Source organism: Mesorhizobium sp. LSHC420B00 (assembly GCF_000503055.1).
Classification (GTDB): Bacteria; Pseudomonadota; Alphaproteobacteria; order Rhizobiales; family Rhizobiaceae; genus Mesorhizobium.
The window spans coordinates 46,821-58,759 of the sequence record NZ_AYVY01000031.1 but is presented as its reverse complement, the minus strand read 5'-3'; the positions used below and the strand labels follow the sequence as shown (position 1 = coordinate 58,759).

The following is an 11,939-nucleotide window of genomic DNA, read 5'->3' as shown; positions in this document are numbered from 1 at the left end:
CTGCCGTCGGCTCGGGCTCGCCGGCCTGGCGCAGCAGGAAAAGCGGCCGGCCGGCACTCTGCGCCCGGGCGTGCAGCCGCCGCGTCGCGGTGAGATCCAGCCGCTGCGGGTTGCCACGGATTTCGAGGATGACTGCGGCCAGCGCCGTCATCCTGGCGGCCTCCTCGGCGACCCACAGCGCATCGAGCAGCCTTGGCGCCTCGGAAAACAGCAATTGCTCCGGCTCGATGCCGAAGAAGGCGTGAAGCCCCCCGGCATAGGGAAAGCCGGCCTCGCGGAAAACCTCGGATGTGCCGATCCACAGCACCGGCAGTCGCGGCCCCTGGCTGAGGATCAGGCTGATGAGCGACAGGACAAAACCGGCGACTGCTCCGGCATCGCGGGTCGCGGCGCCATGAAACTCGCTCAGCGCCGCCTTCGGCAGGCCGCCGCTCAGCGCAGCATCGAGGCGCTCGGCACCGGTGCGCAAAAACGCATCGGGCGGCGCCACGGCGAGGCCGCGACGGACAATCGTCAGATTCCGAGCGGGTGTCGGATTCCGAGAGGATGCCAGACTCTGGCGAGGCACATCCGCGTCAAACGACGAACCGGCCGGCGCTTCCAGGCGCTCGGACAAGGTCCCTTCGATCTTCGCGATCTGGCGGCGCAGGGCAAAAACAGTCTCCCGCGCCACGGCGCTTGTCGCCATGACGGTCAGCTTCCACTCACAATTGTTCCTGTTATGTTCCTATAGATTCCAGAGGGCGGCCAAAGAGTCAAGCGGAGTCATGGGGAATTTATTCCTGCCTTGATGGCATGGTCCGGGCGCTCCAGCCCGACCATTTGCCGAGTCCGGCCCGAAAGCCTATATGCCGGGATCAAAGGACAAAGCATGGCTCGCATCTACCAAACACGCATCTGGCACGACCAGCTTTCGCCAACGATGGAGGAAATCGAGCTCCTGGCGCTGGAGGCCTATGCCCATCTGCCGGAGGAGTTTCGCAAGCTGACCGGCGAGATCGTCATTCAGATCGCCGAATTCCCGACCGACGAGATCATGGACGACCTTTCGCTGGAAACGCCCTTCGACCTGCTCGGCCTGTTCGAGGGGCGCGGCATCGCCGAGCGCTGGAATCCGCAGACCGGCGAAGGCCCGAACCGGATCACGCTCTACCGCCGCGCCATCCTCGACTACTGGGCCGAGAACGAGGAGACGCTGGGCGACATCGTCACCCATGTGCTGATCCATGAGATCGGTCACCATTTCGGCCTGTCGGACGATGATATGGAGAAGATCGAAGAGGCAGCGGAGTGACGTCGTTTGGGGACTGGAGAGCGCAGCGTTCCTTCGCGCCAGCGTCCAGAAGTGTCCCGCATTCGCGGGCACCCGAAGCGATGTCAGCGCTACCAGTCGCTGAGCTTGGTGTCGGGGCCGTATTCCTGGCCTTCGATGTCCTTCACCACCGCCTGGCCGCAGCGCATGGTCTTGGCATTCTTGTCATAGGCATAGGTCGGCGAGCCGAACAGGTGCCAGCCCTTGTTGAGCGCCGCCGTCACCTTGTGGCAGAAGCTGGCGTCGTCCGGGCCGGACAAAAAGCGGTAGAGTTTCATTTTCAATCCCGTCGTGAGTTACAATCATGCGCGAACAGCGGCGGCCTTCGCCAGCAGTTTTTCGGCCTGCGCCAAATGCAGCTGCTCGACCATCTTTCCGTTCAGCGCAATCACCGCCTTGCCGGTATTTTCGGCAAGCGCGAAGGCATCCTTGATCGCGCCCGCCTCGGCTATCGCTTCAGGCGACGGCGCAAAGGCCCGGTTTGCGGCCTCAATCTGGGCCGGATGGATCAGCGATTTGCCGTCGAAGCCCATGGCGGCCGCTTCCGTGCACTCGCGCGCAAACCCGTCCATATCGCTAAAATCATTGAAGACGCCGTCGAGCAGGTCGAGGCCGCCGGCGCGCGCGGCGACCACCATCTGCATCAGCCACGGCACGAGATAGCGCCGGTCGGGCGTGGTGAGAATTCCGGTGTCCTTGACCAGATCATTCGTTCCGGCAACGAAACAAACCAGTCGAGAGGCTGGGTCGCGGCCAAGCTCGGCGATCGGGCCGATGTTGAGCAGCGCCTTGGGTGTCTCCATCATCGCCCATAGCTTGACCTCGTCCGGCGCAAAATTGTCGTCGAGAACGTCACCGGCCTCGAGAATGTCGCGCGGCGTGTCGACCTTGGGCAGCAGGATGGCGTCGGGAGCGCATTTTGCCGCAGCCAGCAGATCGTCGGCGCCCCATTCGCTCGACAGCGCATTGATGCGCACAACCATCTCGCAGCGCCGGTTGGAACGGCCGGCGAAAATCCCCGCCAGTTTTTCGCGCGCGGAAAGCTTGTCGGCCGGGGCGACGGCGTCCTCGAGATCGATGACGACGGCATCGCAGGCCAGCGACCGGATCTTGGCCAATGCCTTGTCGTTCGAAGCCGGGACGTAAAGCACCGAGCGGCGCGGGCGGGAGGGTTCGGCAGTCATGTCCGATCTATGCCGCCTGCAGACGGCCGAGGCAAGCCGTGCATAAAAACTGCACGCAATTTCGGAAAATCTCCTCGTCTCCGCCCCGCTTGCCACCCGACAGAATGCGACAAGGGCGGCATGCAAGAGCAAACAAATTGCCGTTGGTCCCTGCCGTACCGGCTTCGCCGCGACAGCTGGTGGCTTGTCGATCCGCCGCCGGCAAACCTCCTCCCTTTCGTCCGCAAATCCCCGCCCAGATATTCCGGCCGCATCAAAGCGGCCGAGAAAGCCCGATCATGACAGCGTTCCTCACGCCGGCGCCGAGCTATTGCAGCCGCTTCGGCGTTGCCGTCCTGCTCGTCGCGCTGGCCGATTTTTTCTTCTATAGCCAACCGGCCGGCATCACGCTTTTCCTGTTCGGCGTTGCGATTGCCACCACGAGCATGGCTGTCCATCCTCTCGGCTCCTTCAACGATGGCAGGCCCTGGTTCAAGCCAGTTGCGCTGCTTGTGGCGCTGCTGCCGCTCGCGGAAAATGTCAGTGCGCTGTCCGTCTCGATCGGGCTGGCGGCGCTGGCCGTCTTCGCGCTTTCGCTGGCCGGGCGGTTGAAGCACGGGGTTGCCCGCATTGCCGGCCAACTCTCGCTATTCCTGCTTGCAACGCCCTTTCGGTTCGTCCTGGATTTCTTTCGCTGGCGCAAGGCGGCCCGGCAGCTTGGCCGACGGCGCGTGCGCCTTGCGACGATTGCCGTCTGGGTCATGCCGCTAAGCCTCGGCGCGGTGTTTCTCGCGCTGTTCGGCGCCGCCAATCCGGTCGTCGAATACTGGCTGTCGCTGATCGACCTAATGGCACTGCTCGAGCTCATCCAGCTGCCGCGTCTCGCCTTCTGGCTGTTCGTGCTGGTCGGCGTCTGGGCCTTTCTGCGCCCGCGCCTACCGCGCTTTCTCCGCTCCATTCCGCGTGTGCTGTCGCCTGTGCCTGTCGGCCGGGCGACGACAAAACCCGCCAAGGCGATCGAGGACATCATCTTCGGCAAGGCCGCGATTCTTCGTGCGCTGGTCGTCTTCAACATCCTTTTCGCGATGCAGACCGCGCTCGACGCCACCTATCTGTGGGGCGGCATCGCGCTTCCCGACGGGCTGACCTACGCCGCCTATGCGCATCGCGGCGCCTATCCCTTGATCATCACAGCGCTGCTCGCAGCCGGCTTCGTCCTGGCGGCGCTGCGGCCGGGCAGCACGACCTCCAGCGATCCGCTCATCCGCCGGCTGGTCTACGTCTGGGTGGCGCAGAACATCGTGCTGGTCATCTCGTCGATCCTGCGGCTCGACCTCTATATCGGCATCTACGCGCTGACCTACTGGCGCATCGCCGCCTTCGTCTGGATGGGACTGGTGGCGGCGGGCCTTGCCCTGATCATCGCCCGCATCGCGTTCGAAAAATCCAATGAATGGCTGCTTTCCGCCAATCTTCTGACGCTTTCAATGACGCTCTATGCCTGCTGCTTCGTCAACTTCGCGGCGCTGATCGCCAACTACAATGTCGAGCACTCATTCGAAATGACCGGCCAAGGCACCGAACTCGATTTCTGGTATCTGCGTACGCTCGGTCCCAGCGCCTGGCCGGCGCTCGACCGTTTCCTCGAGCATCAGGGCAGGACGAATGCGGCCAGCGTTTCCTCGTACCGCGAACTCGCCCGTTTGCTTGGGCAGGACGAGGCCCGCTACCGCGCCGGCCTAGAAAACTGGCGCGCCTGGAGCTTTCGCGACTGGCGGCGCCTTCGTGCTCTCGACACACGTATCCCGTTCGTGGTTCCTCCGATGTCCGAACCCTTCATGCCGGGCCGCTGATTTGATGCCGCACCACATACTGGTCGCCGACGACGATCCGCACATTCGCGAAATCATCTGCTTCGCGCTCGAAAAGGCCGGCATGAAGACGCTGGCGGTGCCGGACGGCGCGGCTGCCTTGCAGGCGATCGAACGCCGCGCGCCCCATCTCGTCGTGCTCGACATCGGCATGCCGGAAATGGACGGGCTGGAAGTGTGCCGGCGGCTGCGCCACACATCCGACGTGCCGGTGCTGTTCCTGTCCGCGCGGGATGAAGAGATCGACCGCATCCTCGGGCTGGAAATGGGCGGCGACGACTATGTCACCAAGCCGTTCAGCCCGCGCGAGCTGGTCGCCCGCGTCAACGTCATCCTGCGCCGCGCCCGGCCTGCGCCCGAACATGCCGACGATCGGCAATTCTCGCATGGCAGACTGGCCTTAGTGCCGGCAAGCCATACAGCCAGCTTCGACGGCAAGCCGCTGGTGCTGACGGGCATCGAATTCGCGATCCTGAAAGGGTTTTTGGCGCGTCCCGCGCATGTGCTCGGCCGCGACATGGTGATGGCTAATGCCTATGCTGCCAATATCCACGTCGCCGACCGCACCGTCGACAGCCATGTCCGCAACATCCGCGCCAAGCTGGCGGCGGTCGGCTGCGTCGATGCAATCGAGACCGTGCATGGCGTCGGCTTCCGGCTCGGCAAATGCGGCGCGTGAGCGCCCAAGAACGGATTGGCAGCAAATGGCGGCCACGGCTTGCCACGGTCGTCATTGCCATCCTGATCATGGTGATGGCACTGCCGCTGGCCGGCCTGTTCTTCTTCCGGCTGTACGAGAACCAGCTGATCCGCCAGACCGAGGCCGAGCTGATCGCGCAAGGTGCCGCCCTTGCCGCGATCTATGCGCTAGAGGTCCGTGAGGCCGGCCTTGCCCCGGAAAAGCTCGGCACACCCATGCCTCCACCCAGTACAAGGGATCGGGCTTCTGCCTACCAGCCGATCGAACCGCGCCTCGATCTTGCGTCCGACAGGATACTGCCGACCCGGCCCGCGGCCACGGCGGCCAGCGTCGATCCTGCCTTCGCGGCAATCGGCGCGCGGCTGTCGGGCATTCTTGCCGAGACGCAGAAAACCACGCTGGCCGGCTTTCGGCTGCTCGATCCCAGCGGCGTGGTCATTGCCGGCCGCGAGGAGGCCGGCCTGTCGCTCGCCGCGGTCGAAGAGGTTCGCGCAGCGCTTGCCGGCCGCTACGCCAGCGCGCTCAGGCTGCGGGTTCCCGACCAGCCATCGCCGCCGCTCTATTCGGTCAGCCGCGGCACCAAAGTCCGCGTCTTCGTCGCCATACCAGTTGCGGTCTCCGGCAAGGTCGCCGGCGTGGTCTATCTGTCGCGGACGCCGAACAACATCGTCAAGCATCTCTTTGGCGAGCGCGGCAAGGTGGCGCTGGCGGCAATCGCCATCCTCGGCGGCACGCTGCTGATCGGGCTGGTCTTCCTGCGCACCGTCAGCCGGCCGATCTATGCACTGATCGAGCGCACCGAGCGCATCGCCGCCGGCGACCGTGAGGCGATCAGGTCGCTTGATCACCACGGCACGCGCGAAATGGCGGCGCTCTCCGCGGCCTTCCTCGACATGGCCGAAAAGCTGCATGCGCGCTCCGACAGCATCCAGACCTTCGCCACCCACGTCTCGCACGAACTCAAATCGCCGCTGACGGCGATCCAGGGGGCAGCCGAACTGCTGCGCGATTCGGGCGGCGCGATGGACGAGGCCGAGCGGCGGCGTTTTTCAGACAATATCGTCACCGATGCCGGCCGGCTCAATCTGCTGGTGCGCCGCCTGCTTGACCTTGCGCGTGCCGAAAATCTCGAGCCCAGCGGCCAAGGCACATCACTCGCTCCGGCACTGGCGCTGCTGCCGGCCGACCACAGGCTGGCGGTGCGCCTCGAGGCGGGCGCCGATATCGGCCTGCGCATATCGGCCGAAAACGCCGCGATCGTGTTGGCCAATCTCATCGACAATTCGGCGCGACACGGCGCGACGCTGGTCTCGGTCACGGCAGCAAGCGCGGACGGCAAGGCCACCATTGTGGTGGACGATGACGGCGCCGGCATTTCGCCCAGCAACCGAGGCCGCATCTTCGAGCCGTTCTTCACCACGCGCCGCGATTCCGGCGGCACCGGCATGGGCCTCGGCATCGTGCTGGCCCTCCTGAAAGCGCATGATGGCACGATCCGGCTGGTTGACTCGGCGAGCGGCACGCGCTTCGAGATCATCCTGCCGGCGGCGTGACTCGGCGGTTCAGACCGGAAGGGCGAAAAAGGTGCATTACGACATCATCATCATCGGCGGAGCCATCGTCGGCTCCTCGGTCGCCTATTATCTGCGCGAGGAAGGGTTTTCGGGCCCGATCGCGGTTGTCGAGCGCGACCCGCAATTTTCCCATGCGGCGACAACGCTGTCCTGCGCCTCCATCCGCCAGCAGTTCTCGATCCCTGAAAACATCCGGCTGTCGCAGTTCACGCTGAAACTGTTCCGGCGGTTGAAGGAAGAATTCGGGGCGGACGCCGATATCGGCTTTCGCGAAGGCGGCTATCTGATCCTTGCCGGCGAAAACGGGCTGCCTATCCTGCAGGCCAACCACGAGGCGCAGATGGCCGAGGGCGCCGACATCGTGCTCGAGGATGCCGAGGCGCTTGTTCGTCGGTTTCCGTGGCTATCGGCCGAGGGTATCACTGCCGGGGCCTACGGCCGCAGCGGCGAGGGCTGGTTCGACGCGCATGCGATGCTGATGCTGTTCCGCAAGGCGCTGCGGACGAAGGATATCGACTTCATCACGGCGTCGGTGACCGGCATCGAGCGGCAAGGCGGCCGCGTCACCGGTGTGACCCTCGAAAATGGCGAGCGGCTTGAGGCCGGCATCGTCGTCAATGCTGCCGGGCCGAATGCCGGCAAGGTGGCAGCAATGGCCGGGCTGGCGCTGCCGGTGGAGCCGCGCAAGCGCAATGTCTTCGTCTTCGAGGCGCGCGAAAAATATGACGACATGCCGCTGCTGGTCGACCCGAGCGGCATCTATGTCCGGCCGGAAGGTTCGGTCTACATCACCGGCGGCGCCGAGCCGGAAGAGGGCGAAGGCCCCGCCGACCCCACAGATTTCGAACCCGACTGGCCGCTGTTCGAAGAGGTGATCTGGCCGGTGCTGGCGACCCGTATTCCGGCCTTCGAGGCGATCAAGCCGACGCGCGCCTGGGTCGGCCATTACGACTACAACACGCTCGACCAGAACGCGGTGATCGGTTCGCATCCCGAGGTCGGCAATTTCTTCTTCGCCAACGGTTTTTCCGGCCACGGCTTGCAGCAGGCGCCGGCGGTCGGCAAAGCGCTGGCCGAACTGATCGTCCATGGCGGCTATCGCACGGTGGATTGCTCGGCGTTTGGGTATAGCCGAGTCGCTGAGGGGCGGGCGTTTCGTGAATTGAACGTGATTTGAGGGAAGGCCGCCCAGAATAAGCCGCTCTGTCGAGTTCCCGCCCTCCCCTCTGTCCTGCCGGACAGAGGGGAGGCTGCCCCGCCGATATCAAAAGTCCGCACGCTAGTAGTCAAAACCTGACGCTTGGTACCCGAAACGGAATACCGCTGCCGACTCATTTCGGACATCTAGGGCAGATACTTAAAGAGCCATGGAAAGCAGGAATTTGGCTTGACCTCCACTAGTTGGAAGGCACTTTCAGTGTTGATGTTCGCAATTATCCCATTCTCTGGATGCAGCAACGACCCTGAGTCACCGGAGAACAAACGTATATACTCTGTTCTCCAGCATCAGGAGTTTGAATTACGTCAGCAGAATAATCGTGCCAATTATTTTTTTGGCAAGCGAGTAATGGATACTGAAATCAATACTATCGCCTTCCCTCTCGCCGGTGAGGCGAAGGCTATGTAGTGTTTTATGCCACGCCCGAAGAGGGTGGGTTAATTCTGTCGGTTCCGCAGCAATATGACGATATCAGTCTGACGAAGCAGACGCTTGAAGCCATCGTTGATAAAGGCCTCATCTCAAAGCCGCTTGAAATTCACCTTGCGTCACGCGCGCACTGAGCGCTTTGCCAAAAAGTACATGGTAGCGTCCGCTTTCCACCCTGAGCGGGCTTACGGCCCCGGAACCAAGCGTCAGATTTCGACCACTAGTGGTTAAGTTCTAACGCTTGGTACCCGATCGTGAGCGCGGCCACATCGCGAGCGCTCCTTCTCCTACAGGCAGAAATGTCTGACGCCATCTGGCCGCAAATGTTATCTCTAGCGATCCGTCCTCGATCGAAGAAGGATGCAGTCAGTGGATGACTGGAGAATCGGGAATATCTGGATAACCAGAATTCTGGAGATGTGCGACCCTCTGCGGACGCCGTCGGAATGGTTTCCCGACTGCACCGATGAAGCGCTCGAACCGCATCTTCATTGGCTCACGCCGCGATTAATATCGCCTGCAACCGGCCGGCTTATTCTTCCCATCCAGAGTTTTCTTGTTCGTACCGGACACCACACCATTCTGGTCGACAGTTGCGTCGGCAACGATAAGACGTTCGCATACTTCCCCCATTGGCATCGCCGCAATGACGGCACCTTTTTGGAGCGCCTGGCAAATGCAGGTGTTGCTCCCGAGCAGATCGACTATGTGCTGTGCACCCATCTTCATGTCGACCATTGCGGTTGGAACACACGATTGGTGGACGGGCGTTGGGTACCGACATTCCCGAACGCCCGCTACATCATGGCGCGGCGCGAGTTCGAGGCCGCACAGGCGGCCTCCGGTGATGACGAAGATCGGACCTATGAGGACAATGTGTTGCCAATCGTCGAGGCTGGTCGGGCTGTGCTGTCGATATGGATTATGAACTCGATGGCGAAGTGTGGCTGGAACCGACGCCGGGCCACACCCCGGGGCACGTAGCCATCGGCCTGAAATCTCGAGGCGTAGGGGCAGTGTTTTCCGGCGATCTCATGCATTGGCCGATGCAATGCATATACCCTGACTGGAGCTTTCGGTACGACACGGACCCTGACCAGGCACGTCGGACGAGATGGGCATTCCTGGAGGCTTGCTCGGACAATGGCCGCATCGTAATGACGTCGCATTTTCCCTTGCCGTCGGTGGGAACCATCTCGCGACGCCAGTCATCATTCTGGTTCGAGGATCAGCAGCCGCCGTAATCGCCGAGGACGCCGACTGGGCGATCGCCCTCGGCCACCCGCACTTGTCGAAGCGCCGCTCAAGCGCGGCGTCTTCACTCGGTGGTCGACCTCCAGGGCGGCAATCTACCCCTTCCTCGCCGAGCACAACCAGCAGCCCAGACCCTTCATCTGGACCGCCGACCCCGACAGGATCGCCGCCGCGGTCAAACGCGGGCACCAAACGTTAGATTCGATCCACTAGCTGGCAAGGCAACGCGTCAGCGCTTGCGGTCGAACCAGAACGCGTCGGACACGCGCTTCATGCCGATGCGCTCATAAAAGCCGACGGCGTCGGGCATGGAAATCAGGCTTATGGCAACGGAAGGCCCGAGTTGCCGGCGCGCTTCATCAAGCAGGCCCTTGCCGATGCCGAGCCCTTGCGCCGATTTGCAAACGGCGAGCTCGGAAACGAAACAGACCCACGAGAAATCGGTAACACCGCGGGCAACACCGACCAGCGGCTTCCCTTCTGTATCGAGACGCGCGGTGAGCACCAAATTGGCCCCTGACAGCATCGCGTTCAATCGGGTGTCGTCATCGACGGGGCGATTGGCGCCGAGGCCGGATTCCACCAGAACGCGGCGGAACTCGGCGATGCCGAGACCCGGTTCGCTGGCGTAGAGGACCTTGGATCGCGTTGTCATGTCGACAAAAGTGCACCATGGGCCGGTGGTTTTGAAGCTGTTTTGTACCGATCATGCGTTTCGATCGACGACGGAGGTCCAAAAACAGCCGCCTTTTATTTGCCCGCGGCTTTGTGTAAACCGGGCGCCAGCAATTTCCCGCAACAAGAAGAAGACGGGCAAGGACATGGAAAAATTCACCAAGCTCACCGGCGTCGCCGCGCCGATGCCGATCGTCAATGTCGACACCGACATGATCATCCCCAAGGATTATCTCAAGACGATCAAGCGCACCGGACTCGGCACCGGCCTGTTCGCCGAAATGCGCTACAAGGACGATGGTTCGGAAAACCCGGACTTCGTGCTCAACAAGCCGGCCTACCGCAAGGCGCAGATCCTGGTCGCCGGCGATAATTTCGGCTGCGGCTCGAGCCGGGAACATGCGCCGTGGGCGCTGCTCGATTTCGGCATCCGTTGCGTCATCTCGACCTCGTTCGCCGACATTTTCTACAACAATTGCTTCAAGAACGGCATCCTGCCGATCACCGTCAGCCCGGAAGATCTTGAGAAACTGATGGACGATGCTTCGCGCGGTTCGAACGCGACGCTGTCGGTCGATCTGGAGGCCAAGGAAATCCGTGGGCCTGACGGCGGCGTGGTCAAGTTCGACCTCGACGAGTTCAAGCGCCATTGCCTGCTCAACGGGCTCGACGATATCGGCCTGACCATGGAAAAAGCCGGCGCCATCGCTTCGTTCGAGAAGAGGAACGCCGCTGAGCGCCCCTGGGCCTGAGCGGTACGATGCCCCGGCCGCGACAGGCCGGGTTCGTGGCGGCTGAACGGAGGGACAGTCATGACACGTTCGCTTCTTGTCGGGGCCTGCGCGCTGGCGTGGATTCTGATGCCGGTGGCTGGCGCGCATGCACAGACCGACATGGTGCTCGTGCCGGCTGACGATGCGCCCGGCAGGGCCGCCGACCAGGGCGCGTTGAGCAATGCGGCCCTAGCCGACAATGACAAACAGGCGCCGATCCCGTTCGAGGGCGGCCAACTGACCATCACCCAGGAGGAAGAGTACGGGGAACGGGTGCTCGCCTTCGACGGCAAGGAACTGGCGCGCAATTACGACGTCTTCTTCGACAAGATCGTCGAGGTCGGCGGCGTCAAGGTGGCGCTGGTCGATGTCGGCGACGGCGGCAATCAATGCGGCCCGGCCAAGGTGATCGTGTGGAAGCCGGAAGGCGGCACGATCCAGACGGTCACGGTCGAGCAGGATGAATGCGGCGCACCGCCGGCCGCGATCTCCGACAGCGCCATCTATTTTGTACCCTATCTTTTGCCGGGCGATTCCAAGCCGGCGCTGCAATGGTCGCCGACGGCCGGGCTGACGACCTCGGGCAATCTCACCTATATGCCGGAGCCGGGCACCGACTGGAAGGACGTCGATCCGTCGAAATACGACAACGTCATCGATGCCTTTCACAACGAGGCTGTCTACAGGCTAGCCGAGACGCTGCTCGGCAAGGACATGCCCGACATGGCGACTAGCCTGCTGGTCGGCGGCGGAACTGAGAAGACCGCTTCGGGCGCCTTTTTTGCCAGCGGCTGCGTGCCGCATGATTGCGGCGGCAATGACGGCTTCATGGCGGTCGACCCGGTCAAGCACAAGCTCTATTTCGCCCGCCGCGGCGACAAGCCCGAGCCGGACGCGTGGCCAGCGGTGAGTACATGGCCGGCCGACGTCAAGGAAGCGCTGGACAAGGCGCTGGGGTCGGCGAATTAG

Annotated in this window: 13 protein-coding genes and 1 pseudogene; 10 read left to right on the top strand and 4 right to left on the bottom strand. The window is 62.9% G+C overall.

Annotated features, from left to right (window positions below; genetic code table 11):
* Positions 1-688: hypothetical protein (locus tag X760_RS68030; RefSeq protein ID WP_023721936.1), on the bottom strand; the 688-nt coding region annotated here is incomplete at its 3' end.
* 183 nt (positions 689-871) lie between these two features.
* Between X760_RS68030 and X760_RS68025 the strand changes: the two genes are divergently transcribed.
* Positions 872-1,294, top strand: a complete 423-nt coding sequence (locus tag X760_RS68025) for a metallopeptidase family protein (protein WP_023721935.1) — start codon at positions 872-874, stop codon at positions 1,292-1,294.
* An 89-nt stretch (positions 1,295-1,383) separates the two neighbouring features.
* Here X760_RS68025 and X760_RS68020 read toward each other — a convergent pair whose 3' ends face one another.
* Positions 1,384-1,590, bottom strand: a complete 207-nt coding sequence (locus tag X760_RS68020; protein WP_023721934.1) for a DUF1737 domain-containing protein — start codon at positions 1,588-1,590, stop codon at positions 1,384-1,386.
* 24 nt (positions 1,591-1,614) lie between these two features.
* Positions 1,615-2,496, bottom strand: coding sequence for a CoA ester lyase (locus X760_RS68015; protein ID WP_023721933.1), 882 nt, complete (start codon positions 2,494-2,496; stop codon positions 1,615-1,617).
* Between the two features lie 278 nt (positions 2,497-2,774).
* Here X760_RS68015 and X760_RS68010 point away from each other — a divergent pair, with 278 nt between their 5' ends.
* The 7 genes and pseudogenes from X760_RS68010 to X760_RS77420 all read left to right on the top strand — a co-directional run.
* A complete protein-coding gene (locus X760_RS68010; RefSeq protein WP_023721932.1) occupies positions 2,775-4,328 on the top strand; it encodes a DUF4173 domain-containing protein in 1,554 nt (517 codons plus the stop codon).
* A gap of 4 nt (positions 4,329-4,332) precedes the next feature.
* Positions 4,333-5,025, top strand: a complete 693-nt coding sequence (locus tag X760_RS68005) for a response regulator transcription factor (protein ID WP_023721931.1) — start codon at positions 4,333-4,335, stop codon at positions 5,023-5,025.
* Positions 5,013-6,599 carry an ATP-binding protein gene (locus X760_RS68000; RefSeq protein WP_023721930.1) on the top strand — a complete coding sequence of 529 codons (1,587 nt, stop codon included), beginning with the start codon at positions 5,013-5,015 and terminating at the stop codon, positions 6,597-6,599. The genes X760_RS68005 and X760_RS68000 overlap by 13 nt, the downstream gene beginning before the upstream one ends.
* 31 nt (positions 6,600-6,630) lie before the next feature.
* Positions 6,631-7,797, top strand: a complete 1,167-nt coding sequence (locus X760_RS67995) for an FAD-binding oxidoreductase (RefSeq protein ID WP_023721929.1) — start codon at positions 6,631-6,633, stop codon at positions 7,795-7,797.
* A 449-nt stretch (positions 7,798-8,246) separates the two neighbouring features.
* Positions 8,247-8,402 carry a hypothetical protein gene (locus X760_RS76695; RefSeq protein WP_023721927.1) on the top strand — a complete coding sequence of 52 codons (156 nt, stop codon included), beginning with the start codon at positions 8,247-8,249 and terminating at the stop codon, positions 8,400-8,402.
* A gap of 235 nt (positions 8,403-8,637) precedes the next feature.
* Positions 8,638-9,252: an MBL fold metallo-hydrolase gene (locus X760_RS73905; RefSeq protein ID WP_198030553.1), complete on the top strand. Its 615-nt coding sequence runs from the start codon at positions 8,638-8,640 to the stop codon at positions 9,250-9,252.
* A gap of 318 nt (positions 9,253-9,570) precedes the next feature.
* Positions 9,571-9,735 (top strand): annotated as a pseudogene (locus X760_RS77420) (IS630 family transposase); the annotation flags it as partial.
* A 16-nt stretch (positions 9,736-9,751) separates the two neighbouring features.
* Here the strand turns inward: X760_RS77420 and X760_RS67980 are convergent.
* A complete protein-coding gene (locus tag X760_RS67980) occupies positions 9,752-10,177 on the bottom strand; it encodes a GNAT family N-acetyltransferase (RefSeq protein ID WP_023721925.1) in 426 nt (141 codons plus the stop codon).
* 166 nt (positions 10,178-10,343) lie between these two features.
* On the opposite strand from X760_RS67980, the gene leuD reads away from it, so the two are divergent.
* Both leuD and X760_RS67970 read left to right on the top strand, forming a co-directional pair.
* Complete coding sequence (gene leuD / locus X760_RS67975; protein WP_023721924.1) at positions 10,344-10,949, top strand: 3-isopropylmalate dehydratase small subunit; 606 nt, start codon at positions 10,344-10,346, stop codon at positions 10,947-10,949.
* A 60-nt stretch (positions 10,950-11,009) separates the two neighbouring features.
* Complete coding sequence (locus tag X760_RS67970) at positions 11,010-11,939, top strand: hypothetical protein (RefSeq protein ID WP_023721923.1); 930 nt, start codon at positions 11,010-11,012, stop codon at positions 11,937-11,939.

Coding starts and splice junctions, on each gene's coding strand:
- X760_RS68025 (WP_023721935.1), top strand. CDS start 872: ATGGCTCGCATCTACCAAACACGCATCTGGCACGACCAGCTTTCGCCA.
- X760_RS68020 (WP_023721934.1), bottom strand. CDS start 1,590: ATGAAACTCTACCGCTTTTTGTCCGGCCCGGACGACGCCAGCTTCTGC.
- X760_RS68015 (WP_023721933.1), bottom strand. CDS start 2,496: ATGACTGCCGAACCCTCCCGCCCGCGCCGCTCGGTGCTTTACGTCCCG.
- X760_RS68010 (WP_023721932.1), top strand. CDS start 2,775: ATGACAGCGTTCCTCACGCCGGCGCCGAGCTATTGCAGCCGCTTCGGC.
- X760_RS68005 (WP_023721931.1), top strand. CDS start 4,333: ATGCCGCACCACATACTGGTCGCCGACGACGATCCGCACATTCGCGAA.
- X760_RS68000 (WP_023721930.1), top strand. CDS start 5,013: ATGCGGCGCGTGAGCGCCCAAGAACGGATTGGCAGCAAATGGCGGCCA.
- X760_RS67980 (WP_023721925.1), bottom strand. CDS start 10,177: ATGACAACGCGATCCAAGGTCCTCTACGCCAGCGAACCGGGTCTCGGC.
- leuD (WP_023721924.1), top strand. CDS start 10,344: ATGGAAAAATTCACCAAGCTCACCGGCGTCGCCGCGCCGATGCCGATC.
- X760_RS67970 (WP_023721923.1), top strand. CDS start 11,010: ATGACACGTTCGCTTCTTGTCGGGGCCTGCGCGCTGGCGTGGATTCTG.